The 23,383-nt window shown below is 54.5% G+C and carries 23 protein-coding genes; 13 read left to right on the plus strand and 10 right to left on the minus strand.

All coding sequences use genetic code 11. The annotated features are described in order from the left end of the window. The first annotated feature begins 68 nt into the window (after positions 1 to 68). Positions 69 to 1,043, plus strand: a complete 975-nt coding sequence (locus ACAW74_RS06640; RefSeq protein WP_370697424.1) for a CPBP family intramembrane glutamic endopeptidase — start codon at positions 69 to 71, stop codon at positions 1,041 to 1,043. A 185-nt stretch (positions 1,044 to 1,228) separates the two neighbouring features. Here the strand turns inward: ACAW74_RS06640 and ACAW74_RS06645 are convergent, their stop codons facing one another. After that, on the minus strand, positions 1,229 to 1,633 hold the full coding sequence (locus ACAW74_RS06645) for a DoxX family protein (protein WP_370697425.1): 405 nt from the start codon (positions 1,631 to 1,633) through the stop codon (positions 1,229 to 1,231). Between the two features lie 47 nt (positions 1,634 to 1,680). After that, the gene (locus ACAW74_RS06650; protein WP_370697426.1) at positions 1,681 to 2,100 is read right to left on the minus strand and encodes a VOC family protein; all 420 of its coding nucleotides are present in this window, start codon (positions 2,098 to 2,100) and stop codon (positions 1,681 to 1,683) included. A gap of 195 nt (positions 2,101 to 2,295) precedes the next feature. On the opposite strand from ACAW74_RS06650, the gene ACAW74_RS06655 reads away from it, so the two are divergent. From ACAW74_RS06655 to ACAW74_RS06665, 3 genes are all read left to right on the plus strand, one after another. Beyond that, positions 2,296 to 3,489, plus strand: coding sequence for an acyltransferase family protein (locus ACAW74_RS06655; RefSeq protein ID WP_370697427.1), 1,194 nt, complete (start codon positions 2,296 to 2,298; stop codon positions 3,487 to 3,489). 155 nt (positions 3,490 to 3,644) lie between these two features. Next, positions 3,645 to 4,955: an adenosylhomocysteinase gene (gene ahcY, locus ACAW74_RS06660; protein WP_370697428.1), complete on the plus strand. Its 1,311-nt coding sequence runs from the start codon at positions 3,645 to 3,647 to the stop codon at positions 4,953 to 4,955. 167 nt (positions 4,956 to 5,122) lie between these two features. Then, positions 5,123 to 6,502, plus strand: coding sequence for a PQQ-dependent sugar dehydrogenase (locus tag ACAW74_RS06665; protein ID WP_370697429.1), 1,380 nt, complete (start codon positions 5,123 to 5,125; stop codon positions 6,500 to 6,502). Here ACAW74_RS06665 and ACAW74_RS06670 read toward each other — a convergent pair. Continuing rightward, positions 6,485 to 7,378: a helix-turn-helix domain-containing protein gene (locus ACAW74_RS06670; protein ID WP_370697430.1), complete on the minus strand. Its 894-nt coding sequence runs from the start codon at positions 7,376 to 7,378 to the stop codon at positions 6,485 to 6,487. The genes ACAW74_RS06665 and ACAW74_RS06670 overlap by 18 nt on opposite strands. Positions 7,379 to 7,582: 204 nt before the next feature. Here ACAW74_RS06670 and ACAW74_RS06675 point away from each other — a divergent pair, with 204 nt between their 5' ends. The 5 genes from ACAW74_RS06675 to ACAW74_RS06695 all read left to right on the plus strand — a co-directional run bounded on the left by ACAW74_RS06675 (position 7,583) and on the right by ACAW74_RS06695 (position 13,686). Beyond that, positions 7,583 to 8,380 carry a phytanoyl-CoA dioxygenase family protein gene (locus ACAW74_RS06675; RefSeq protein ID WP_370697431.1) on the plus strand — a complete coding sequence of 266 codons (798 nt, stop codon included), beginning with the start codon at positions 7,583 to 7,585 and terminating at the stop codon, positions 8,378 to 8,380. 77 nt (positions 8,381 to 8,457) lie between these two features. Further along, positions 8,458 to 9,219 carry a carbon-nitrogen hydrolase family protein gene (locus ACAW74_RS06680; RefSeq protein WP_370697432.1) on the plus strand — a complete coding sequence of 254 codons (762 nt, stop codon included), beginning with the start codon at positions 8,458 to 8,460 and terminating at the stop codon, positions 9,217 to 9,219. Between the two features lie 9 nt (positions 9,220 to 9,228). Then, positions 9,229 to 10,149 carry an alpha/beta hydrolase gene (locus ACAW74_RS06685; RefSeq protein ID WP_370697433.1) on the plus strand — a complete coding sequence of 307 codons (921 nt, stop codon included), beginning with the start codon at positions 9,229 to 9,231 and terminating at the stop codon, positions 10,147 to 10,149. 67 nt (positions 10,150 to 10,216) lie between these two features. After that, positions 10,217 to 11,761: an alpha-amylase family glycosyl hydrolase gene (locus ACAW74_RS06690; protein ID WP_370697434.1), complete on the plus strand. Its 1,545-nt coding sequence runs from the start codon at positions 10,217 to 10,219 to the stop codon at positions 11,759 to 11,761. A gap of 32 nt (positions 11,762 to 11,793) precedes the next feature. Next, the gene (locus ACAW74_RS06695; RefSeq protein ID WP_370697435.1) at positions 11,794 to 13,686 is read left to right on the plus strand and encodes a beta-L-arabinofuranosidase domain-containing protein; all 1,893 of its coding nucleotides are present in this window, start codon (positions 11,794 to 11,796) and stop codon (positions 13,684 to 13,686) included. A 64-nt stretch (positions 13,687 to 13,750) separates the two neighbouring features. Here the strand turns inward: ACAW74_RS06695 and ACAW74_RS06700 are convergent, their stop codons facing one another. The 5 genes from ACAW74_RS06700 to ACAW74_RS06720 all read right to left on the minus strand — a co-directional run bounded on the left by ACAW74_RS06700 (position 13,751) and on the right by ACAW74_RS06720 (position 17,734). Continuing rightward, on the minus strand, positions 13,751 to 14,773 hold the full coding sequence (locus tag ACAW74_RS06700; RefSeq protein ID WP_370697436.1) for a cyanophycinase: 1,023 nt from the start codon (positions 14,771 to 14,773) through the stop codon (positions 13,751 to 13,753). A 110-nt stretch (positions 14,774 to 14,883) separates the two neighbouring features. Next, positions 14,884 to 15,567, minus strand: coding sequence for a zinc metallopeptidase (locus ACAW74_RS06705; RefSeq protein ID WP_370697437.1), 684 nt, complete (start codon positions 15,565 to 15,567; stop codon positions 14,884 to 14,886). A 139-nt stretch (positions 15,568 to 15,706) separates the two neighbouring features. Continuing rightward, positions 15,707 to 16,189, minus strand: a complete 483-nt coding sequence (gene rfaE2, locus ACAW74_RS06710) for a D-glycero-beta-D-manno-heptose 1-phosphate adenylyltransferase (RefSeq protein WP_370697438.1) — start codon at positions 16,187 to 16,189, stop codon at positions 15,707 to 15,709. A 37-nt stretch (positions 16,190 to 16,226) separates the two neighbouring features. Further along, on the minus strand, positions 16,227 to 17,249 hold the full coding sequence (locus ACAW74_RS06715) for a lysylphosphatidylglycerol synthase transmembrane domain-containing protein (RefSeq protein ID WP_370697439.1): 1,023 nt from the start codon (positions 17,247 to 17,249) through the stop codon (positions 16,227 to 16,229). Further along, entirely contained in the window at positions 17,249 to 17,734 is a 486-nt protein-coding gene (locus ACAW74_RS06720; protein ID WP_370697440.1) for a DUF4293 domain-containing protein, read from the minus strand. The genes ACAW74_RS06715 and ACAW74_RS06720 overlap by 1 nt, the downstream gene beginning before the upstream one ends. 137 nt (positions 17,735 to 17,871) lie before the next feature. On the opposite strand from ACAW74_RS06720, the gene mnmC2 reads away from it, so the two are divergent. Further along, positions 17,872 to 18,531 carry a tRNA (5-methylaminomethyl-2-thiouridine)(34)-methyltransferase MnmC2 gene (mnmC2, locus tag ACAW74_RS06725; RefSeq protein WP_370697441.1) on the plus strand — a complete coding sequence of 220 codons (660 nt, stop codon included), beginning with the start codon at positions 17,872 to 17,874 and terminating at the stop codon, positions 18,529 to 18,531. A gap of 18 nt (positions 18,532 to 18,549) precedes the next feature. Here the strand turns inward: mnmC2 and ACAW74_RS06730 are convergent, their stop codons facing one another. Further along, positions 18,550 to 19,782 carry a DNA polymerase Y family protein gene (locus tag ACAW74_RS06730; protein WP_370697442.1) on the minus strand — a complete coding sequence of 411 codons (1,233 nt, stop codon included), beginning with the start codon at positions 19,780 to 19,782 and terminating at the stop codon, positions 18,550 to 18,552. 177 nt (positions 19,783 to 19,959) lie between these two features. Here ACAW74_RS06730 and ACAW74_RS06735 point away from each other — a divergent pair, with 177 nt between their 5' ends. After that, entirely contained in the window at positions 19,960 to 20,676 is a 717-nt protein-coding gene (locus ACAW74_RS06735; protein WP_370697443.1) for a LexA family transcriptional regulator, read from the plus strand. 97 nt (positions 20,677 to 20,773) lie between these two features. On the opposite strand, the gene ACAW74_RS06740 is transcribed toward ACAW74_RS06735, so the two are convergent. Further along, positions 20,774 to 21,424, minus strand: coding sequence for a hypothetical protein (locus ACAW74_RS06740; RefSeq protein WP_370697444.1), 651 nt, complete (start codon positions 21,422 to 21,424; stop codon positions 20,774 to 20,776). 105 nt (positions 21,425 to 21,529) lie between these two features. Between ACAW74_RS06740 and ACAW74_RS06745 the strand changes: the two genes are divergently transcribed. Both ACAW74_RS06745 and ACAW74_RS06750 read left to right on the plus strand, forming a co-directional pair. Continuing rightward, on the plus strand, positions 21,530 to 22,660 hold the full coding sequence (locus ACAW74_RS06745; protein WP_370697445.1) for a lactonase family protein: 1,131 nt from the start codon (positions 21,530 to 21,532) through the stop codon (positions 22,658 to 22,660). 14 nt (positions 22,661 to 22,674) lie between these two features. Further along, positions 22,675 to 23,271 (plus strand): 3-keto-disaccharide hydrolase, encoded by a 597-nt coding sequence (locus tag ACAW74_RS06750; RefSeq protein WP_370697446.1) that lies wholly within the window; start codon positions 22,675 to 22,677, stop codon positions 23,269 to 23,271. Positions 23,272 to 23,383: the final 112 nt, after the last annotated feature.

The following is a 23,383-nucleotide window of genomic DNA, read 5'->3' on the forward strand; positions in this document are numbered from 1 at the left end:
ACGGTTGACGTTGACCAAAGACGCTGTTACCCTCAAACGTTAAACCTGGACCGTTAAACCTGTCCCTTTTGCGCGAGCTACTCCACGACATCCGAACGTACCTGCGGGCCGATTTTAAACCTGGCCTGTATGCGGCCACTGCTGCCTGGATAAGCCTGCTCATCGGCATTAACTATGCCATTGGGCTGGAAAATACGATTATCGACTCACAGCCATTCAATCCCTGGCGGCCTGTGTGGTACTTCGGTCTGTACACGACGGCTTACTACGGGGCGTTCTGGCTGTGGAGCCGCTTCCATCACCGGCACGACATCTGGCAAAACCGCCTTTTCTGGCAGCATACGCTGGTAGCGTTGGTCGTTTACAGCTACGCCGTTGGCTCCAGTGTCTACGCCGATCTGGCCCGGCGGGTCGAGGACATGCGGCTCTATCCGTATGTGCACCGAATCCTCGGTAACCTACACTCGATCCTGACGATTCTGCTGCCGCTAGTGCTTTATTATTACCTGATCGACAAGGCGCAAAACGGCTTTTACGGTCTTCAGCCCAAGCGAAAAGGGTTGCTTGTGTACCTCACGCTGCTGCTGCTAATGGTGCCTGTTATTGCGTTGGCAGCAACCCAGCCCGATTTTTTGCTGGCCTACCCCACCTACCGAGACACGGGCGCTCATCTGGCGTTGAACGTACCTGAGTGGCTCACCATTCTGGGGTATGAACTAGCATATGGCTGGGATTTCGTTCCGACGGAATTACTATTCCGGGGCTTTCTCGTAATTGGCCTCGGTCGGTTCATCAACCCCAAGCCGGTGGGCTCTGTGGCTGATCAGACAGCCCTGACCCTGCCGGGTCCAGTTTTACCAATGATTATCTGGTATGCCAGCATTCATTTTGGGCGACCGCTGGGCGAGACAATCTCATCCTTGTTTGGCGGCTATATCCTGGGCGTTCTGGCCCTGTCGACACGCAGCATCTGGGGCGGGCTGTTCATCCACATTGGCATTGCCTGGCTGATGGAGGCGGCCGCCTTTCTAGCCAGCCGGTAGATTCAGGCGCTCCCTTACGGGCCAGACCTATCTCAAGAAAAACTTTAATAAGAGACCCCAAACTGATTTAATCCACAATCACTTAGGTTATCCACACTGTTTTCTTACCAAATTGTGGATAACTTGGTAACAAAGGCGCCCATGGCAGTAGCTATGGGCGCCTTTGTTACTGAATAACCAATTACTTAACCATTCACCAACGAGCCGCGAGCCGATGATGTTGGGAGTAACTGCTGCCGTTTATGGTAGTACACATACGAGACGTACCCAACCAGCGGAATTACCAATATGGGTGCCCACGTACCCAGCGGTTTCCCACTCATGGCAATGCAGTAGATGGCACCTAAGATGTCGATCATCAGACCCGCATAGGCCCATTCGCGCAAGCGAGGAAAGCCAGGCACAAACAACGCAATTACGCCGAACAGTTTAGCCCAACCTACAAGAGGAAGCAGGTAAGCAGGCAAACCAATCTCTTTAAACCCCTGCACGGCTTCGGGCATCACCATAATGTCAGGAATAGCCGAGCCTAGCATAACAAAGGCGAATAAACCCGTAGTGATCCAATAGATCAGATTAGTCGTTTTCATAATGACAGTACGTTTTCGTGTTAACTCCAGGGTATAAGTGAGGGAAATTAGGCAGTTTCTGGCTTGCTGAAATTCAGAAACCAGTGGAACCCAAACTGATCGGTGAAATCACAGAAAAGGCTGTTCCAGAAGGTATGTTCCAACGGATGGAATACTTCGCCGCCCGCCGATAGCTTGGCAAATAACTCATTGATTTCGGTTTCGCTACTGCATTCAAGCATCAGCGATACGGGATGACCAATGGCATCGCCAGACCCAACGTGCAAATCATCGCCCATGAGCATAAAGCTGCCCAGTTTCAGGTCAGCGTGCATAATCTGGTTTCTTTTTTCGGCAGGGAAGTCGCCCGCCATCGGTGAGTCGCCAATCGGTAACACCACCAGTTCGCCGCCGAGGCACTCCTGATAAAACGTCATGGCCTCGCGGCAGTTGCCGTTGAAATGCAGATACGAAATAAGCTGTGTCATAACCCTGTATTTGTTGTTTTTGGCTTGGTAATAGCACAAAGATACAGGGACGCTACTGCCCAAATCGGGGGTGAAAGCGGCAACGTAGGGGGGCTTTTGCGCCATAGTTTTCGACCAGATCAGGCACCTAAAAAGAGCGGTTCTGCACCAACTACAGACCAACTCAGTAACTTGTAGGGCAAGGCTTCCTTCTCCATGAACCCCTCCGGCACGCTGACTTATCCTCAACTGACCTCGACCCGCTTTGTCGCGGCCTTTCTGGTTATTGTTTATCACTTCGGGATTTTACCCAGGCGAGTCATTCCCTTCCACTGGTTCGACCAGATTCATTTTTTCAACTTGGCTGGTGGTTCGGCGGTTTATTACTTTTTTGTCCTATCCGGCTTCGTCCTGACAGCCGCCTACCACGGCAGGCCGCTTCATTACGGGCTGTTTATAGCCAATCGGTTAGGTCGAATTTACCCGGTTTATTTTGTTGCCCTGTGCCTGACGCTGCTCGTCACAAGCCTGCCTTTGGAGCTCGTCAGCGGGTTACTCCATACCCCATCGATTGATGCCACTAAGCAACTGGTGAAGGTCGCGTTGCTGTCGGCAAAGACGCTGAACAAACGGGATCTATGCCTGTCTGTTTTTTTGCTACAGGGGTGGCACGTCACCACCTGGCAAGTATTCAACGGGCCGGGCTGGTCCTTGTCGGTGGAGTTCTTTTTGTATCTGCTCTTTCCCTTTCTGCTGCCACTTGTTCGTCGGAAAACAGAAACCTACCGCCTTGTCTTTTTAATCGCGGGTATTGCAGGGTCTATTGCCTGCCCGCTGCTGCTGGCATCGCCCTTGGTCGATAGCAGCCGGGGTTTTCTGTTTATCGGCTCCCCCCTGTTGGCCCTTCCCGGTTTTCTGCTCGGCATGGTCGCCTACGAGTTCGGTCTGCGGAATCGCCTGCCAGCGGGATCGCTTGTGCCTGCTTTTGTTTTTCTGGGAAGTGTCGGCTGCTGCGTTCTATTGCTCAGTGTCTTTGTCTTTGAGGCCAGCGACTTTTTACTCAATCCATTTTTCGCACTCATCATCTGGAGTTTGTCGCAGGATACCTCACTTATCGCCCGCACGCTGGCTCATCCCAAACTGGTTTTGCTCGGGGAGATAAGCTACGGGTATTACATCCTGCAACTTCCGGTATTCCTAATCGCCAGCCAATGGCTGCACCTGTTTGACGGACTGACCGATACGGCCTTTTTCTATCTCTTCAACAGCCTGTTGTTGCTGGTAGCCTGGGGAAGCTTCAGGGGGCTTGAAACGCCGGTCAGGCGTTTTGTAAAAACGATCACCGCCCGCATTGACCATCGCCTTACGGCCCTGAAACAACGTGACCTCCCCTTGCAGGAGTCGGCTTGACAGAAGGCCCGAAAGGGATTTGATACGGGCGATACAGTACGCCTGTCCCTATTTTTAGCTCCCAGTTACTAACGTGGTTAGCCTTTCTCACCGGGCTTCCGTATTTTTGTACTTTATTAAGAATAGCACTTAACAAACTGCTGTTAGTCAATACTATGCAAACGTCAACCTACGTCCCCTACAAGGTTAAGGACATTGCCCTCGCGGAGTGGGGCCGGAAAGAAATTCGTTTGGCCGAGGCCGAAATGCCGGGTCTGATGGCCCTGCGGGCTGAATACGGCCCAAGCAAGCCTCTGGCTGGTGCGCGGATTGCCGGTTGCCTGCACATGACCATCCAGACGGCGGTACTCATCGAGACGCTGGTTGAGTTGGGTGCCGATGTAACCTGGTCATCCTGCAACATCTTCTCTACGCAGGACCACGCCGCCGCCGCCATTGCCGCTGCGGGTATCCCCGTTTACGCCTGGAAAGGCATGAACGAAGAAGAATTCAACTGGTGTATCGAGCAGACGCTGTTCTTCGGTGAAGATCGCCAGCCGCTTAATATGATCCTCGATGATGGTGGCGACCTCACCAACATGGTGTTCGATGTATACCCTGAGCTAATCGGCGGTATCAAAGGGCTCTCGGAAGAAACGACGACGGGGGTTCACCGGCTTTATGAGCGTATGAAAAACGGAACGCTCCACCTGCCTTCTATCAACGTGAACGACTCGGTGACGAAGTCGAAATTTGATAACAAATACGGCTGCCGCGAATCGCTGGTTGATGCCATCCGCCGCGCTACCGATCTGATGCTGGCTGGTAAAGTAGCTGTTGTGGCTGGTTACGGCGACGTAGGCAAAGGCTCGGCTGAGTCGTTGCGGGGAGCTGGCTGCCGCGTATTGGTGACCGAAATTGACCCGATCTGTGCGTTGCAAGCCGCTATGGATGGGTATGAGGTGCTGCCGATGGACGAGGCCGTAACCCGCGCCAACATCTTCGTGACGGCTACGGGCAACATTGGTATCATTAAAGACCGCCACTTCCGGGCCATGCGCGATAAGTCGGTGGTTTGTAACATTGGCCACTTCGACAACGAGATCGACATGGCGTGGCTGAATGATAACTATGGCCACACCAAGAGCCAGATCAAGCCGCAGGTGGATATGTATGAAGTCGATGGCAAAGAGATCATCGTGCTAGCCGAGGGCCGCCTGGTGAACTTGGGTTGTGCGATGGGCCACCCGTCGTTCGTGATGTCGTGCTCGTTCTCAAACCAGACACTGGCGCAGCTTGAACTGTGGACTAACGCCGACAAGTACGAAAACAAGGTTTACGTGCTGCCGAAAGTGCTCGACGAAAAAGTAGCCGCCCTTCACCTGTCGCACGTGGGTGCCAAGCTGGAACCGCTGGCGCAGGAGCAGGCCGACTACATTGGCGTGCAGGTATCGGGTCCGTTCAAATCAGAACTGTACCGCTACTAGTCTTCGATTACCAAACCCACTTTGGTTTAGCGCGGCTTCGGAAACGGAGCCGCGTTTTTTTGTCAGGTACGTTGTGTAAGTCATCGGCAGGAACCAACTGGCTCGGTTCAGAAAACATGTAGCTTTGAGCAACCACCGGAAGGCACAAAAGCCCTTCAACCAGACTGATGCTCAAGACTATACGCTGCTTCTCTACGATAATCCACTGGATCGTGCTGGTCGTATGGCTGGCCGGAACTGCACCGCTCCTGGGGCAGGGCCCTCAACTGCAACTAACTCCGCACGTAACTGGTCTTTATCACCCAGTCGATATGGCGGCGATTGGGACGCAGCAGTTGCTTGTGGCGCAGACCAACGGGCAAATTTGGCTGATTCAGAACGGGGTAAAACAGTCACCCGTTGTGCTCGACATTGGTCCGTTGCTTTACGACCTCGACTTCAACGGCATCTTTGGCCTGTGTGTGCATCCTCAGTTTGCTCAGAACGGCTATCTCTACGTGCAGTATTTCCGAAAAACGGATCAGGCGGCCGTTATAGCCCGCTATACCTGCACACGAACGGCGCCCATACAGGCCAACATAGCCTCGGCACAACTCATTTTTACGGTGCCTTACCCAGCCGCGGGGCATCGGTCGGGGCGCATCACGTTTGGGCCGGATGGCTATCTGTACATCAGCACCGGCGATTCGGGCGAAGGCGCACGCGGTAGCCAGGGCGACCTCAACCAGTTCGCTCAGAACCAACAAAGTCCGTTCGGCAAACTGTTTCGGATTGATGTCGACGGTGGTACGCCTTACGCCATTCCGCCCGGCAACCCCTTTGCCAGCCCAACCGACGGCATCCCCGACGAACTGTTCGCGCTAGGGTTGCGCAATCCGTGGCGGTGGAGCTTCGACAAACTCACGGGTGATCTCTGGATGGCCGACATTGGGCAGGACGGCTGGGAAGAGTTAACCGTAACGCCTGCCAGCGCACCGGCTCCGCAGAATTACGGCTGGCCCTGCTACGAAGGCACGCACCCCTACGCCACCAGCGGGTGTAGCCTGACCACCGTTTTTGCCCAGCCGCTGCTCGAGTATGCCGGCTACAACAACAACGGTCAGCAGACCCGGTCGATCACGGGCGGGTTTGTGTACCGGGGCAATGCCTACCCTAGCTTGCGAGGCTGGTACGTCTACGGCGACTGGTCGCAGGGAACGCTCTGGACGCTGCGCCGCCCTACTAGCACAACCCATCAGAACGTTACCCAAACACCAACCGTCGACGGACTGGTGTCGTTTGGCGAAGGTACCGACGGGCAGCTCTATGCCTTGTCTTTCTGGAGCGGAACGGTCTATGCCTTGGGCGTTTACACACTCGCCAGTACCCAAACCGGCAACTGGCAGGCGTCTGCCACCTGGTCCTGCAACTGCGTTCCCGACGCCACGGCAGCCACCGTAATCGCTGCCAACCACACCGTCGAGATCAGCCAAAATACCCCGGCCCAGTCGGTTCAGCTACGGGGTAAGGTTCGGTTCTCGGGCAGTGGCTCATTGCGTTTTCAATGAACCTTCGGGCGGGCGAACCGATGGCGATGAGCGCAGCAGCCCACCTGCCCGGTATTTGCCCGGCGACGTACCCAGTCTGGCCTGAAACAGCCGATTCAGCGTGCTGATGTTGTCGAAACCAGCCTGCGCGGCAATCTGGCTGATGGGCAGGTCGGTGGCGGTGAGCAACTGGCAGACGTGCGTGAGCCGTACTTTATTGAGGTAGTCCACAAACGTAACCCCCATATGTTGCCTGAACCACCGGCAGAACGCATTGGGCGAAAAATGGCAGGCGTGGGCCATTTCCTGAAGCGGAACCGGCCGCTGGTAGTGCGCATTAATGTAATCGATCGCCGTTCGGATGCGGGTGGCAGAGCTGGTCATAACCGCGTGGCGCTGGTATGCCTGTTGCAGAATCGGCCCTCGTTCAGGTACGTTACACAGGCGGTCTAACAGGTCAATAAGCCGCACCAGCGCCGACGTACCTGCGTGCTGTACCACCTCTTTCAACAGCGTAATCAGCGCCGCGTCGGGGTTCGGGAAGGCAAGCCCCCGCCGGGCTTCCTCGAAGAAAGCGGCCAACGGCCTGCATTCGGCAAACGAATCGAGCAGGTTCTTGGGAAACTGGATACAGTAGGCCTCGACTAGCGGCGTGGCTTCGTCGGCGTAACTGACAAATGTATGGGGCAAGCTGTCGCCAATCAGGAACAGATCGCCTTCGTCGTACAGCGAAATATCATCGCCAATAAACCGTACTCCTTTCCCACGCGCAAAATAGACCAGTTCCAGTTCGGGGTGGTAATGCCAGTGTGAGTCAAAAGCTGGCTGATAGAGCCGAAACGCTTTGAACGAGGCTGTCGCCAGATTGGTAATGCCCGCCTCCAGTTCAGGTTTCATAGCTAAGCAGCATCAACTAGTTGAGAACAACGATAGGCCAATATTACCCTGTAGAATAGGGTGACCAGTCGTGAATGCTAATATCCGAAAAGTATTGGCTTAAAGTGGTAAAACAGCTGCCGATTTCATCCGCGCATCTTTGTAGCATCCGAGCCGGTACGTTGTCTTGTCGGCTCCATCTTACATCTATTCCTGACTACGCACATGCAATTGCTGGATGCCCCCTACGCACTTCAACCCGAACAGATCGCTTTTTACCAGAAAAACCGGTTCATCAAACTCAAGCAGGTGTTCGATGCCGATACGTTGGCCCACTACAACAAGGTGATCAGTCAGCAGGTGGCCAAGATGAACACCGTAGCGACTGCCCTCAATCAGCGCGATACGTACGGTAAAGCCTTTTTGCAATTGTTTAACCTGTGGCGCGAAAATGACGATATCAGGACGTTTGTCTTTAGCCGACGGCTGGCCAAAATCGCTGCCGATCTAATGCAAGTCGACGGGGTGCGCATGTACCACGATCAGGCCTTATTTAAAGAAGGCGGCGGCGGTATTACGCCCTGGCACGCCGACCAGTATTACTGGCCGCTTAGCAGCGACAAAACCATCACAGCCTGGATTCCCCTTCAGGCAGTTCCACTGGAAATGGGGCCGCTCGAATTCAGTGCCGCCAGCCATCAGATTGTAGAAGGGCGCGACTTGAAAATCAGCGACGACAGCGAAAAGCTCATCGCCGAGAAACTGCGCGTCACCGATTTTGAGCACGTTATCGAGCCATTTGAACTGGGCGAAGTGAGTTTTCACTCGGGTTGGGTTTTCCACCGTGCCGGAGCCAACGTAACCGATCAGATCCGGAAGGTGATGACGGTGATTTACATGGACAAGGATATGGTGCTACAGCAGCCTACCAACAAGAATCAGGAAAACGACTGGCATACCTGGTGCCCCGGCGCCACAGTAGGCGAAGTGATCGACACGGAGTTGAATCCGGTACTGTATTGATTATGAATGAAAAGCTGTGTGTTACCCTGGCCTTGGTCTATCTGCTATTCTCCACTTCGTTCATTACGCCCAAATCGATGTCTGTAAAAACCGTGAACGTTGCGCTGGCTCAACTACTCTGCCTGGATAGCGACCGGTCGGGTAATCTGCTGCGGATTGAAAACGCACTGATCGAAGCCAAAGCCAAACAGGCCGAGATCGTAGTCTTTCCGGAGTCGTCTATCTTAGGATGGATCAATCCTGAAGCGCACAGCAGGGCAACACCGATTCCCGGCGCTGACTCCGATCATCTTTGTCGGTTGGCTAAGAAGTACCAACTGTATATCTGTATTGGGCTGGATGAAAAAGACGGAACACGTCTGTTCGACAGCGCTATTCTGATCGACGATACCGGCACCATTCTGTTGAAACACCGTAAGATCAACGTGTTACCCGATCTGATGTCGCCCTCGTATGCTATTGGCAAAGGCGTGACGTCGGTCAATACCAAATTCGGGAAAGTGGGGGTGATGATCTGCGCCGACTCGTTTCAGGAGGATCTGCTCCAAAGCATGGCGTCGCAAAAGCCGGCTTTGCTGCTGATTCCGTATGGCTGGGCTGCCCCGGAAAGTAAATGGCCTGCTCACGGGAAAGAACTGGCGAAAGTAGTGCAGAACGCCGCCCGAACAATCCGGTGTCCGGTGATCGGAACGGATCTGGTTGGGCAGGTATCGCACGGACCGTGGGCGGGCCATATCTATGGAGGGCAAAGTGTGGCCTGCGACAAGAACGGAAACGTGCTGATGATCGGTAAAGATCGCGAGCGGGATATTATGGTGGTTAAAGTGACGCTAAACTGATTGGCCTATATGAATAAGCTATTACTGGTTTGCCAACTCTTGTTTTCAACCGTCATAATGGCGCAGGAACTTCCCAAACCGGTGTCGGGCACCATCAAACGGCTGGCTAATTTCCCGTCGAAATATGTCGAGGCCCGTAACGTTGACGTTTGGCTTCCTGCGGGTTACGCTGCTAACAAAAAATATGCGGTACTGTATATGCATGATGGGCAGATGCTATTCGATTCGGCTACGACCTGGAACCACCAAAGCTGGGATGTCGACGACGTAGCCACCAAACTCATGGCGGCACATCAGGTGCAGGACTTTATTGTGGTAGGTGTCTGGAATGCCGGAAAGGACCGCCATGCCGATTATTTTCCGCAAAAACCCTTCGAATCGCTGACAACCGAGCAGCAAGCCTTCGTTAACCGGCAGCTTCAGGCCGTCGGGCGAACCACCGACATTTTCCGGCCTAACTCAGATGCGTACCTGAAGTTTCTGGTGAAGGAACTGAAACCCCTCATCGACAGCACCTATGCCGTCTACACCGACCGGGCGCATACGTTTGTGGCGGGCAGCAGCATGGGCGGGCTCATTTCCATGTATGCCCTCTGCGAGTACCCGGCGGTGTTTGGCGGGGCAGCCTGCCTCTCAACCCATTGGCCCGGTATTTTTTCAGTAGACGATAACCCCGTCCCGGCGGCTTTTGCCGCTTACCTACGTACCCAGCTGCCTAACGCCAAAACGCACAAACTCTACTTCGACTATGGCGATCAGACGCTCGATGCGCTCTATCCGCCGCTGCAACGACAAGTCGACGAGGTTATGCAGGCGAAAGGATACACAGCTGCCAACTGGACAACCCGGTTTTTCCCCGGCAACGACCACAGCGAAAAATCGTGGCGCGAGCGGCTGAGCGTCCCCCTTGACTTCCTACTGAAAAAATAACCGTATGCATAAGCGAATCAGGAAGGAAGCCAGTACTGGATTAAACGGGCATCACTGCTCCGGAAAAATGAAAACTATATTTTTCCCGGTTCTTTTATGGGTGCTGGCCCTGAACGCCTGGGGTCAGAAAAAGATGTCATTGCCGACAAAAGGCGAAGTTATTTACCACGTTTCGCAACGGAGTTTCTACGATAGCAACGGCGATTTACACGGCGACCTCAACGGGTTGCGGCAGCAACTGGATTACCTGCAAAACCTGGGAGTCACGTCTATACTACTGTTGCCGTTGTACGAGGCTGATTGCTACCATAACTATTTCGCCAACGATTTTGAGAAAATAGATGCCGAATTCGGCACTATGAACGACTATGTGTCGCTGGTAAAAGCCGTTCATAAACGGGGGATGAAAATCTACCTGGACATGGAAACCCAGTACGTTACAGCCAAGCATATCTGGTGGAAAGAGGCCGTTGGCCACCCGGAATCGGCCTACAGCGACTATATTCTATTTGATGACGCCGCCCATAACGTACCGGCAACGATGGTCTTCGGCCTGCGGGAGTTGCACAGTTACAACGGTACAGTAATTCCAATAACGACAGTCAATCTACGGAGCCAGCAGGTGTTGGATTACAACATTGGCTTGTTCTCGTATTTTCTGGATCCCAACAAAGACGGCAAATTCGACGATGGGGCAGATGGCTTTCGGCTAGACCACGCCATGGATAATCTGGACGAAAAACCTGCTCTTACCAATCTCTTCGAGCTATTCTGGAAGCCACTGCTGGTTAGTCTGAAAAAGGTGAACCCGAACGCAAAAATTGTGGCCGAACAGGCCAACTGGAAAGATTATGGCTTCGACTATTTTGAGAAAGCCGGGGTTGATCGAATGTTTGGCTTTGGCTTACAACAGGCCATTTTGTCGTTCGATAAACAGCAATTGATCAACAAGGCCGATACGATTTTGCGGCTGTGCCCACCCGGAAAAGAGCAGCTGATCTTTCTCGAAAACCACGATCTTGACCGGTTTGCGTCGCTGGAAACGAACCCCAGAAAGCAACGGGTAGCGGCGGCCCTACAGTTGCTGATCGGTGGTATTCCGTCCATTTATTACGGGCAGGAACTCGGGATGAAAGGCAGGATCGGGGCCTTTGGTAATACCGATGGCAACGACATTCCGCGTCGGGAGGCATTTGAGTGGTATCAATCCGGCGAGGGGAAAGGTATGGCCTTGTGGTATAAAAATACGGGCGGCTGGTGGACGCAATCGAACATAAAGGCCAATGATGGTATCTCGCTGGACGAGCAAAAACGACCCGCAAACTCGCTGTTCAATTACTATAAAACGCTGATTGCCCTGAAGCAAAGCAACCCGGCACTGGCAAACGGGCGCTACGAAAATGCGCCGAACGATAACCCAAGCGTATATAGTTTCCGTCGAATCCTTGGTTCAGACAAGGTGCTCATCGTGGCAAACCTGTCGAATCAGGTGCAGAAAGCTAAAGTGCCAAACCAGCTCAAAGCGACCCGTCGGTTGATGGGCGACGCCAGAATAGAAGGAAAAGCGATTGCCTTAAAGCCTTATGAACTGGGGGTTTGGGCGCTAAAATAACCAGAGAACTACATTCAGATTTAGCCAGCAACATGAACCGCATACTCTTGTTTGCCCTGCTGGTTTTGTGCCTGAAAACGCAGGCGCAAAACCAGCCACCACTCCCCGAACACTACCAGTTGCTGCCGTTGGGAGACGTGAAGCCACAGGGCTGGCTGAAAACCCAGATGCAGCAGGATTTGCAGGGCTTTGTGGGTAACCTCGACCGCCTGGTGCCCGACCTGATCGTGAAAGACGACATATACGGTAAAAACCGCCTCACCAAAGCCATCAAATCGAAAGACGTGGGGGCGTTGGGCCTGGGCGACGACAAGGTGCAGATTTTGTGGTGGAACAGCGAAACCCAGTCGAACTGGCGGGATGGCTTCGTGCGGCAGGCTTTCCTGTCGGGCGACCTCAAGGCGCAGCAGCGGGCCAAGGCCTATATCGCCGGTATCCTCGCCACGCAGGATGCCGATGGGTATCTGGGTGTATACGCTCCCGACCTGCGCTACAAACTCACGGGCGAAAACGGCGAACTCTGGGCCAAAGCCACGCTGTATCGTGTGCTGCTGGGTTATTATGAGCTGACCAAAGATCCCAAAACGTGGCAGGCGGTGTTGAAAGCCGTCGATAACGTGATGGTCAATTACCCCATCAACCAGTCGTCGCCGTTCAAGGCCGAAAAACCGTTTGCGGGGCTGAGCCACGGCCTCGTGTTTACCGATGTACTCGACCGATTGTACCAGCTCACCAACGACCGGAAATACCTCGACTATGCCCTGTTTCTATACACGGATTACTCAAAAAATGCTGTCTCAGAAACCGACATTCAGCTACCCAACATCCTGAACGACAGCTATCAGATGCATGGTCACGGCGTACATAGTTACGAGCACCTGCGCCCCCTGACGGTGGCTTACTGGGCCTCGGGCGATGCGCAGTTGAAACAGGCGCTGGACCGGTATCAGCAACGGATCATTCGGCTGACTACGCCCACGGGCGGCCCCATTGGCGACGAGTGGATCACCCAGCAAACGGCCGATGCCACCCAAACCGGCTACGAATATTGCTCGCTGCATGAGTTGTTGCATAGCTATGCCATGCTGCTGCAAAAGACCGGCAACGTGGCCTATACCGACCAAATCGAGCAGCTATTTTTCAACGCCGCGCAGGGAGCCAGGCACCCGCAAAAAAGCAGCATAGCCTACCTCAAAACCGATAATTCGTATGAGATGACAGGTACGAAAAACGGCGGTGGCGACCCGAAACAGACCCGCTACAAATACTCGCCCGCTCATCAGGACGCGGCCGTATGCTGTGTACCCAATGCCGGCCGAATTGCTTCGTATTATGTGCAGACGATGTGGATGAAGGAGGATGACAAGCTGGTCGCCAACCTGCTCGGTCCCTGCCAGTTGACTACAAAACTGGGTGGCAACGCGGTTCAGATTCTGGAAAATACCGACTACCCGTATCAGACCAGTTTTGTGTTTACGATAAAGGCGCAAAAGCCATTTACGCTGAAAATCAGAAAACCCAACTGGGTTGAAACGGCTACCTGTAGCCACGCTTACATGAGTGAAAACGGCTATCTGACTATGGCTGTTAAAGCAGGCGAAACGGTTGTTCGGCTGGCATACAAAACAGCGGTACAAGCCCGTACCTTTGCCGCCAGCGAGACCTATTTCAGCTACGGTCCGCTGGTGTATGCACACCCGATCGAAGCCACTGAAGCTGTGGTCAAAACGTTTCCCGTAGCTGGCTTTGCCGACCATACCTATAAACCAACCAAGCCAGCCACGTATCGATACGTACCCAATAGCCCGGCAACGTACCTGAACTCGACGATAACGGTCAAGGCTAAAAACGACAAGACCCAGACCATTGAACCAATCCGGTTGGTACCCGTTGGCCAGACGATTCTGCGGCAAGTTACTTTTTAAATAATCCTTTGCTCGTTTTTGGCCGCCGATGGCGAATGGCCTAAGTCATAATGTGCCGCAGTAGTCACGGATGCATCTTCAGCCCCGTAGCGTCGAGGTGCCAGTGGCTTATGCAACTAACTTGATTTGGCGGGGCGGTCCAGGTACCCAAACTGAACGTACCTGAGCCGTCGGCGGTCCCTTGTACTTCGATGGCCCGCAGTGCCTTCTTACCGCCAACCCAGACCAAGGGCTTGCCTGCCACACACTGATCGGGCTTTGTGGGTTTGGTGGGTGCGACGAAATAAGCCACCCCTTGGCCAAAGACTTTCGCCAGGCCGTCGGCGTCAATCGCAACCGCCGTTTGTTCACTCACGCCAATGCCCCGCCCGGTCAGGTTCCAGTCGGTACGCATGCGGGCCAGAAATGCCGCCAGCCGCCCCTGTCGCTTTCGTTCGGCAAAATGGGTGTCGGTGATGGTGTTGGCCAGCAGGGGTACGTCGATAAAATCGTTACGGCCCAGCATCAGGTTCGGGTGGTATGGGTCGCTTACCGCTTCGGCCGATGTAAGGCTCTCGCGAAAGGCCGGGTAATACAGTCCCCCCAATATGGCACAGCCCGCGCTGGTGCCGCCAACGGGCACTTTTTTGGTATTGATCAGGTAATTGATGGCTTCTTCCACCTTCGAATCTTTCCAGTAATTGACATACTTGGCCTGATCGCCGCCCGCGATGAACAGCGCTTCGGCATTCCTGATTGTCTGCGCTACGGAGTCGTCGTTGGCCCAATCCCCCGAATTCAACAATATGGTTTCGACGGAATTGACCGTTTCGCCCAATTCCGAAAAAAGGTATTGATTGTACCCATCTGCACCGCTGGCCCGCAGAATGACGACGTCGCCCCCACCGGCTTTTTTCAGAAACCATTGCATAGCCGCTGCGACATCGGTACTGCCACCTGCCAGTAAAATACCGGGCGTGGTGGTCGTGTTTACGTCGGCGGGGTCGCCCGTGAGCCAACTGGTGGGAATATCAGGTACGTTAGCAGGCCGTAGTGACAGGCCAAGCAGGCTGAGCAAGGCCAGCATCAGGAGGAATGTGCGATTCATAGATGGGTGGTGGTGGCAAGCGGCGCACAGCAGGTAGTTCAACCTGAGTGACGAGCAAAAATAAAGCCCGACACCTTTCGGTGCCGGGCTTCTGCTCAAATCTAGTCGAATTAGTCGCGGCTACGACCATTCAGAATGCTCACGTAATAGAGCAACGTGGCCAGCGAACTCAGGGCAGCGACTACGTAGGTCATGGCGGCCCATTTCAGGCCATCCTTTGCTACGCCGTATTCCTGTTGCGATACCACACCCCGGCTTTCGATCCAGGCCAACGCGCGTTTACTGGCGTCGAATTCAACGGGCAACGTGATGAAGCTGAACAGGGTCGTGACGGCAAAGAGCCCGACACCGATCGTCAGCGGAATCAACGTGCTGTTGATCATCAGGATACCCGCCAGCAGAATCCACTGCATGTATTGCGAGGATATGCTTACAAACGGCACAATAGCCGAGCGAAACTGTAAAGGGCCATAGGCTACTTTATGCTGCACGGCGTGGCCACACTCGTGGGCTGCCACGGCCGCCGCCATCACACTCCGACCGTGATACACATCGGGCGACAGGTTGACGGTTTTGTCCTGCGGATTGTAGTGGTCGGTGAGTTGGCCTTCAACCGACAGTACCCGCACGTCGGAAACGCCGTTTTCGTACAACATCTTTTCCGCTACTTCAGCCCCGGTCAGGCCGCTACTGAGCGGAATTTGTGAGTATTCGCTGAATTTGCTCCGCAGTCGCCACTGCACAAACAGGCCGACAAGGAACAGGATAATCATTAACAAATAAGCACCAGGCATGGTCGTTGGAATTGGTTACGGTTGCTAACACACATTAACAACTCACTAAGAAAACAAAGTGTTGGCCGAAAATGTCCCATTTCCCACTCCACTCGTCCAGTTAGGCAGCCGTTGGTCAAGGGGGTGGCTGGGTACGTTGTTAACCGTAGGCCTCCACAATTTTTCCGATCAGCGCGGTGGTCGAGTAGCCCGGCACCAGCGCTATGGTTTCGACACGGCCGCCGTTGCCGAGCACAAAATCGGCCCCTACGATGGTGGCAACGCTGTAATCATCGCCTTTCACGAGCACGTCGGGCCGTACGGCTTCGATCAGTTCCAGCGGCGTGGGCTCATCGAACAGGGTCACGATGTCCACAAATTGCAGAGCCGCCATCAGCCGGGCGCGGGCCGTTTCGTTAACCACCGGCCGCAACGGGCCTTTAATTCGGCTCACCGAGGCGTCGGTGTTGAGGCCCAGTACCAGTTTATCGCCCAGCGCGCGGGCTTTTTCGAGGTAATCGATATGGCCCAAGTGCACGATATCGAAACACCCATTGGTGAAGACCACACGCAGCCCCTGCCGATGCCAGTCGGCTACCTGCGCGACGGCTTCATCGCGGGTACGTATTTTAGTGGCAGTCATGGCAATACTTTTTCAGTAAACACTAAGTCCAGGCCAATCAACGGCCTTCCCCGATCGTGGCCGCACCAACCGTTGGGTCGGCAGCCCGGCCCCGGCCCAGCACCAGCAGAAACGCCAGTCCACCCGCCACGATCACCACGGCCCATTGCGACAGCAGCATCAGCGTGGCGAGTGTTTGCCCGTCCTGCTTGGTAAGTCCATACAGCACCAGCGCCGACCCCACCATAATGTTAAACGACCCCAGCCCGCCCTGCGTGGGCGCCGCCATACCGATGCTGCCCATCATCAGGATGGTAAGCGCCGCCACCGGCCCCAGAGTGGCCGTTTGCGGCATGGCAAAAAACAGCACGTAGGTGGAGAGGTAATAGAGCGTCCAGATGAGTAGCGTATGAAAGATGAACAGGCCCGGCTGACGCAGCTTTCGTACGCTCAACAGGCCGTCGATCAGGCCTAGCACAAAAGTTTCGACCTTGGCGAACAGGGCATTACGCCGCAGTACCTCTTTGTATTTGTTGTACAAAAACAAGGCAACCACGGCTCCGCCTAGCCCAACGGCCAGCAGCCAGTACAAACCCGCTTTGGAACCGCCACCGCTTTTGCCCGCAAACAGTTCCACCACCAGATCGCCCAGCCGACCAGCTTCCATTACGAGCGTCAGACCGATCACCAGCAGCAACATTAGTACGTCGAAAATCCGCTCGGCAACGACCGTTCCGAAACTGACGTTGACAGGTACGTTGTTGAGCCGGTTGAGCGTACCGCAGCGCGTTACCTCACCCATGCGCGGAATCAGCAGGTTGGCAAAGTAGCCCGTCATTACCGACAGCAGCGCGTTGGTCTGCGACGGCCGCTGCCCCACCACTGGCTCAAGCAGCAGACTCCACCGAACGCCCCGGCTCCAGTGGGCCACCATGATGATGACGGCATAGGCGCCTACCCATAGGTAGTTGGCCTGCGCGATGGCGGCAAACATGGCGTCGAGGTCGATGTCTTTGAAGACATACCACAGCAGTCCACCCGCAATGGCCAGCGAGATGGCGTAGGTTAGCAAGTTTTTCATTACCGGATGCGGTTCGATTCGCGCACGAGCTTTTCGTCGCGACGGATGAAGCGGTTGGCCAGCGCGTTCAACACCAGTGCCACCACAATAGACCAGAAACCCGTCAGAAAGGAACCCTGATCAGCGGGATTTCCGTACGATTTTCCGTTTATTAGTACGTTATACAAAATAACGCCCATGGAAGCCGTCAGCAGAATGGCGTTGACGGCGCAAAGGCCCATTTGCAGCAACCTTTTTTTGTACTGAAAAATAGCTACCAGCGCGATGACCGCGATGATAATGAGCAGGCCACCCAGATACCAGAGCGGCGTAACAAAGGTGGTGACGCTGCCAGAACCTGCTTGTTCATAAGCATATTGCAGCGACGTAAGCTCGGCTTCTTCACCGGGTTTGCTACCCGCTTTCTCCCAGATCGGGTTGGCCAGCGTTACCCCCATAGCGGCGGCAATCAGGAACAGGAAGACACTTTGAATGCGTTGAATCATGATCGGACTCGAAAACTAACTTTAGTAATAAAACTGTTTAGCCATCAGTAAACAACTGAGGCTGTTTTGCTCTTATTGATTAACCCCGTGCGGTAGTTAATCCCATACAAAAGTAGCCCGAAAGCATGGCATAACGCATGAATACGCAAGTCGTCGTTACGGCAGATGGGTCACATTCGATCCTGAACACCGACATTGGTCAGCATTATCATTCTATTTACGGAGCCATTCAGGAATCGGAGCGGGTTTTTATTGAACTCGGTCTGACCTACGCGCTTTCCCTATTCGAGGGCCCGATCCGGGTTTTCGAGATGGGATTTGGCACGGGTCTCAATGCCCTGATGACTACCCGGGAAGCGATGCGGCTGCACCATCCCATCGACTACGTAGCCGTAGAAGCCTACCCGATTGACCCCACAGCGGGCAAATCGCTTAATTACGACGGGCAACTAACCACATTCTGGCTCAACGATCTGCACGATGCACCCTGGGGCGTGCAAACGCCCATCACTCCCTATTTCACACTGACCAAATACCGAACGGCCATTCAGGCACTGCCCAACGTTGGTCCGTTTCATGTGGTTTATTACGATGCCTTTGCCCCTGAAGGGCAGCCCGAACTCTGGACAACCGAGATCTTTGAGCAAATGGCTTCCATGCTTCGGCCCGGCGGTATCCTAACGACCTACTGCTCGAAATCGGCCGTACAACGCAACCTGCGCGATGCTGGATTCCGGGTCGAGAAACACACGGGTCCGGCCCGCAAACGGGAGGTGATTCGGGCAATCCGGTTGTGATGCACCCATCTCCTTGCCTCACAGATCATCCCAATTGATGTCGTGCAGGTCTTTGATGGAGCCGAAGCCAATCAGATCTTTCAGGCCTTCTCCCTCCCGCAGCTCGGCAGCCCGGATCAGGTGTTTTCCGCCCAACCGATCGTTGATGGCATAGAGCGTCTGGCGCAGTTTGTCTTTACGGCTATGGTCTTCGAATAGCGTATACTGTACGTCGTTAGCGGCGACAAAATCACTCACTCCCACCCCGATCTGTCGCACGTCGGCGTTCAGGAGCGGTCCGCGACGGTGGTGCTGTGCGTAGCTGACCATCCGCTGGCAAATTGTCTGAAACAGTTCGATGCCATCCTGCATCGGCACACTGAAGGCCAGTTCGTCTTCGTAGCGTTGATCATTCCAGTAACGTACCCAGGCCTGTATACGCTGGCAAAACAACTGCCGATGCACCATGCGGCGTTCGAGGGTCAGGCACAGCGTCCGCAGGATCATTTCCAGCACCTCGACCGACTGCCGCTGCTCGGCCGATACCGACCGAATGGCCTGCATGTTTTTGTAGGCCTGCGTGGCCAGATCAACCTCGCCCCCAAAATTGAGCCGTAGGTGCCAGTGCCAGCCGATAATGCTCTGGCAAACCACCTTGAGCCGGTCGAGCGACGCGTACCGCAGGTCGAGCGGGGTTCGAATTCCCCCTTTCTGAAGGCGGATTGCCATGCGCTCACCAATACCGGGCAGGTCAGTAAGGGTAAGCTTTGCCAGTATCGCGTCGATGTTGTCGGGCGAAATAATTGTCAGGCCATCGGGCTTTTGCTGATTCGAGGCAAGCTTAGCCAGGAATACGTTGGGCGCAATACCGATGGAGCATTGCAGGTAATCGCCCACGTCGGCGCAGATCGCCGCTTTGATGCGCCGCGCTACCTCATCCATACTTTTGTAGGCAAGTTGGTAGCGGGTTAGATCTACAACTGCCTCATCGATGCTTTTCGGCAACACATCCGCCGAAAACCGCTTCAGCACGTCGATGATCTTGACGTGGTACTGCCGGTATCGATCCGGACTGGTTTCAATCGCGATCAGGTCGGGGCAGTGGTGCCGGGCGTCATCGAGGCGCATGCCCGTTCGTACGCCCCGTTTTTTTGCTTCGATCGACGGCGCGATCACGCACCCACGTGGGCCCGTATACACACAAACCGCCACAGGTTTATGCCGCAACCGGTGGTCGTCCTGCTGTTCACAACTGGCAAAAAAGCTGTTCATATCCACAAACAGGACGGTCGGTTTTGTATGAGGGCGCAGGTGATTTGCGTTCATGTATTATTCGCTATAAAGACATGAAATATGCTTTCCTTTTGATAGTAATTTGTTGTAAACTTGCATTGAACGGGTGCAATATATTTCAATCAAAATATACTATCCAATTTTTATAACATAAAAATGGAAGAGTGTGCAGTAAACATCGAGGCAGTGGAAACGATTCAAGATCGGCTGAAGCAGGTATTTGAGGCGTTGGGCATGACCATCTATCAGATATCGAAGGACTTAGGCGAAAACCCGTCGAAATTCTATAATATCCTAAGCGGCCGGGCGAAACCGTCGTACGACACCATCATGAGTCTGCTGGCCTGCTACCCGCAGATCCGGGCCGATTATTTGCTCCGGGGTATTCTGCCCGTACTGGGCGAGAGCGAGCAGGAAGGCAACAGCCGCTTTACGGTAGCCGACGAAAACCTGGTTGAGGTGCCGTTCGTGCCCATTAAGTTTTACGCCAGCTTTGTGGAGACCTACACCGAAGGCTTCCGCAGAATGGACATGGATACCTACCGGGTACGTAGCTCGTCGATTCGGTCGAGCCGGCCGGTGGTTGTTATCGAAATTTCGGGGAATAGTATGACGCCCCAACTAAGCAACGGGGCGAAAGTCCTGGCTGAGCAGGTCGACCAAAGCAACTGGGAATACCAGTCGGGTGGCATTTTTGCGGTGATGTACCGCGACTTTTTCGTGGTCAAGCGGATTCGCGACAACGAGCTGATGACCAAAAAATACCTGACGCTCCACTCCGACAATCCGCTGGGTGGTAGTGTCACGGTGAGCCACAAAGACCTGCGTGGCATGTGGAAAATCGTGAGTATCGTCGATTCTCCAGTTGAATAGAAAGTTTAAGGTTTGGTGTTTACCGTTTAAGGTTGGCTGACGCCAAAGTAAGACGCGTCAGCCAACCTTAAACGGTAAACACCAAACCTTAAACTTTTTACAGAATTCCCTTCGCGAAGTTCAGCACGCCGCCAAGCTGCTGCTTTACAGCCGGTTCGGCCGCCGCACCACCTACCCCCGACAATTTACTGACGCTCGAAAGCGCGTTGCTGATGAGCGAACTGCCGGTTGCGGCAGCAGCCCCTCCGCCAATAGCAGGCAGGGCGCCTTTCATCAGATTGAGGCCACCCGTGAGGGCGCCTACCGAACCAAGCAGGCCTCCGCCCCCACCCAGCAGACTACTGATCTGATTGGCACCAAGCGCCATTTTCACCAGCGACACGGCTTTGCTCAGCACATTGCCCCCCACCAAACCGCTGCTCACACCGGGAATCAGTTTCTTCAAATTACCCGCCTGACTCATTAGCTTGTCTTTAAAATCGCCTTTGCTGGTAGCAGCTTGTGCTTCGGCTGCGGCTACGCCCGCATTAAGTGCGCTCACCGTGGCGGCTTTGTCGCCTTTGCTACTGGCAGCAAGGGCCGCGTCGAGCTTAGCCGCGGCCGTATCGGCAGGAGACTGCGCCGCGGTGTCGGCGGTCATCGTGGTGGGTGCTTTAGGCAGCCCAGCCGGAAGTTGGGCCAACGCGACGGTGCTACCTAAAAGAGTAACCAGCACGGGCAGTAAGCCGGTGAATGCAGGACGTATCATGATAAATTTGGTTTTCAAGTTGATCGGCGCTACTAATCATCCGGTATCTTCGGCGACCTTAGCAGGCCTAAGACGATGAATTAACCCTTTTGTAACGACAATCCAATGCGACACGCTTTTCTTTGCTTTGCCCTCTTTGTAAGTGGCATCATACCCGCCAGACTCCAGGCCCAGCCAACCCCAGAGCGGCTCTATGTGGGTACGTATTCGACGCGGGGCAGCGAGGGCATTTACACGTTTGCTTTCGATCGAACCACGGGTCACTTAACTCAGGTTGGCACAACCAACAACGATAAGAGTCCATCGTTTCTAGCGCTTCATCCGTCGAAACGCTTTCTGTACGCCGTCAACGAATCGAGCGATGGCGCCAATGGCGTTAGTGCCTATGCGATTGATGCAAAAACCGGCGCGCTTACGCTGCTGAACCGAGCCTCATCAGAAGGGGGTGGCCCCTGCCACGTCAGCCTCGACAAAACCGGACGGCTTGCGTTTATTTCGGCCTATGGTGGCGGTACGTTCGCAGCCCTGCCCGTCGGTGCAGATGGTAAAGTGGGGGCGGCTTCGTTCAAGATGAAATACGAGGGTGGCAACCCCGCCAATCCTCGTCAGAATGGGGTGCACATTCACTCGGCGACGGTTTCGCCCGACAATCGGTTTGTGTACGTAGCCGATCTGGGTTCCGATCGGATATATACCTACGCTATCGATGCCACCAAACAGCGAGTCTCGCCCGCCGCTACGCCCTACACAACGGTAAAAGGTGGGTCGGGGCCGCGGCACATGGCCATTCATCCTAACGGCCGGTTTGCCTACCTGGTTGAAGAACTTACCTCGTCAACGGCTGCGTTCAGCCGCGATGCCAAAACGGGCGCCCTGACGCTCTTGCAGGATAACGTACCTACGCTCCCGGCCGATTTTAATGCTCAAAACACCTCGGCCGACATCCACATGGACCCGGCAGGCAAGTTTGTGTACCAGTCGAACCGGGGGTTGAACGCCCTCTCGATGCTAGCCGTGGGTACTGATGGCAAACTGACTATGGCGGGAACTACGCCTACCGATGGCAAAATGCCGCGGAACTTCTGGGTCGACCCGCGCGGGCAGTTTGTGATCGTGGCCAATCAGGAAACAGACAACCTTGTCGTATTCCGCCGTGAGACCAAAACAGGTAAACTCACACCCACCGGCCACAGCGTGAAAGTCCCTGCGCCGGTTTGCGTTATTTCTGGTAATTAACCCCCTCCCAATCTATGCAACGGTTTCTGTTTGCGCTCTTCCTGCCCCTTCTGTTTGTGATGGCGGCCCCCACCAAAAAAGTAACGCTCTTCAATGGCAAAGACCTGACGGGCTGGAAAATCTACGGTACCGAGAAATGGTATGTCGACAACGGCGAACTGGTTTGCGAGAGCGGGCCCGACAAGCAGTATGGCTACTTGGCTACCGAGGCGTTCTACAAGAATTTTGACCTATCGGTACAATTCAAGCAGGAAGCTAATGGCAATAGCGGCGTGTTTTTCCGCTCGACGATCGAGGGCACAAAAATTAGTGGCTGGCAGGTCGAAGTAGCCCCCAAAGACCACGACACGGGCGGTATTTACGAATCGTATGGTCGGGGCTGGCTCGAACAGATTCCCGCCGAGAAAGAAACGATTCTGAAACCCGGCGAATGGAATACGCTCCGCATCCGCGTTGACGGCGACCACGTACAAACGTACCTGAACGGCAAGCCGATGGTCGATATGCACGACGCCAAAATCGGGGCTGCCAATGGCTCCATCGCCCTCCAAATTCACGACGGCGGCGGCATCAAAGTCCGCTGGCGCAAACTAGTGCTGAAGGAGTTGTAGGCCTACAGAATGTATAATGAATAATGCGGTCCGCCGCTGCGGCACGATGAACAATGTACAGTGGCGTTGCGAGTATGTGCTCTCACGCCAGCCCATTGTACATCGTGCCGCA

The organism is Fibrella musci (genome assembly GCF_041321105.1).
Taxonomy (GTDB): domain Bacteria; phylum Bacteroidota; class Bacteroidia; order Cytophagales; family Spirosomataceae; genus Fibrella; species Fibrella musci.

What these genes read in the sequence shown, in the direction of transcription:
- ahcY (WP_370697428.1), top strand. Translation starts at nt 3,645, where the DNA reads ATGCAAACGTCAACCTACGTCCCCTACAAGGTTAAGGACATTGCCCTC.
- ACAW74_RS06700 (WP_370697436.1), bottom strand. Translation starts at nt 14,773, where the DNA reads ATGAATCGCACATTCCTCCTGATGCTGGCCTTGCTCAGCCTGCTTGGC.
- ACAW74_RS06740 (WP_370697444.1), bottom strand. Translation starts at nt 21,424, where the DNA reads ATGATACGTCCTGCATTCACCGGCTTACTGCCCGTGCTGGTTACTCTT.
- ACAW74_RS06670 (WP_370697430.1), bottom strand. Translation starts at nt 7,378, where the DNA reads ATGAAACCTGAACTGGAGGCGGGCATTACCAATCTGGCGACAGCCTCG.
- ACAW74_RS06675 (WP_370697431.1), top strand. Translation starts at nt 7,583, where the DNA reads ATGCAATTGCTGGATGCCCCCTACGCACTTCAACCCGAACAGATCGCT.
- ACAW74_RS06705 (WP_370697437.1), bottom strand. Translation starts at nt 15,567, where the DNA reads ATGCCTGGTGCTTATTTGTTAATGATTATCCTGTTCCTTGTCGGCCTG.
- mnmC2 (WP_370697441.1), top strand. Translation starts at nt 17,872, where the DNA reads ATGAATACGCAAGTCGTCGTTACGGCAGATGGGTCACATTCGATCCTG.
- ACAW74_RS06730 (WP_370697442.1), bottom strand. Translation starts at nt 19,782, where the DNA reads ATGAACAGCTTTTTTGCCAGTTGTGAACAGCAGGACGACCACCGGTTG.
- ACAW74_RS06645 (WP_370697425.1), bottom strand. Translation starts at nt 1,633, where the DNA reads ATGAAAACGACTAATCTGATCTATTGGATCACTACGGGTTTATTCGCC.
- ACAW74_RS06685 (WP_370697433.1), top strand. Translation starts at nt 9,229, where the DNA reads ATGAATAAGCTATTACTGGTTTGCCAACTCTTGTTTTCAACCGTCATA.
- rfaE2 (WP_370697438.1), bottom strand. Translation starts at nt 16,189, where the DNA reads ATGACTGCCACTAAAATACGTACCCGCGATGAAGCCGTCGCGCAGGTA.
- ACAW74_RS06745 (WP_370697445.1), top strand. Translation starts at nt 21,530, where the DNA reads ATGCGACACGCTTTTCTTTGCTTTGCCCTCTTTGTAAGTGGCATCATA.
- ACAW74_RS06655 (WP_370697427.1), top strand. Translation starts at nt 2,296, where the DNA reads ATGAACCCCTCCGGCACGCTGACTTATCCTCAACTGACCTCGACCCGC.
- ACAW74_RS06650 (WP_370697426.1), bottom strand. Translation starts at nt 2,100, where the DNA reads ATGACACAGCTTATTTCGTATCTGCATTTCAACGGCAACTGCCGCGAG.
- ACAW74_RS06720 (WP_370697440.1), bottom strand. Translation starts at nt 17,734, where the DNA reads ATGATTCAACGCATTCAAAGTGTCTTCCTGTTCCTGATTGCCGCCGCT.
- ACAW74_RS06690 (WP_370697434.1), top strand. Translation starts at nt 10,217, where the DNA reads ATGAAAACTATATTTTTCCCGGTTCTTTTATGGGTGCTGGCCCTGAAC.
- ACAW74_RS06665 (WP_370697429.1), top strand. Translation starts at nt 5,123, where the DNA reads ATGCTCAAGACTATACGCTGCTTCTCTACGATAATCCACTGGATCGTG.
- ACAW74_RS06715 (WP_370697439.1), bottom strand. Translation starts at nt 17,249, where the DNA reads ATGAAAAACTTGCTAACCTACGCCATCTCGCTGGCCATTGCGGGTGGA.
- ACAW74_RS06680 (WP_370697432.1), top strand. Translation starts at nt 8,458, where the DNA reads ATGTCTGTAAAAACCGTGAACGTTGCGCTGGCTCAACTACTCTGCCTG.
- ACAW74_RS06695 (WP_370697435.1), top strand. Translation starts at nt 11,794, where the DNA reads ATGAACCGCATACTCTTGTTTGCCCTGCTGGTTTTGTGCCTGAAAACG.
- ACAW74_RS06750 (WP_370697446.1), top strand. Translation starts at nt 22,675, where the DNA reads ATGCAACGGTTTCTGTTTGCGCTCTTCCTGCCCCTTCTGTTTGTGATG.
- ACAW74_RS06735 (WP_370697443.1), top strand. Translation starts at nt 19,960, where the DNA reads ATGGAAGAGTGTGCAGTAAACATCGAGGCAGTGGAAACGATTCAAGAT.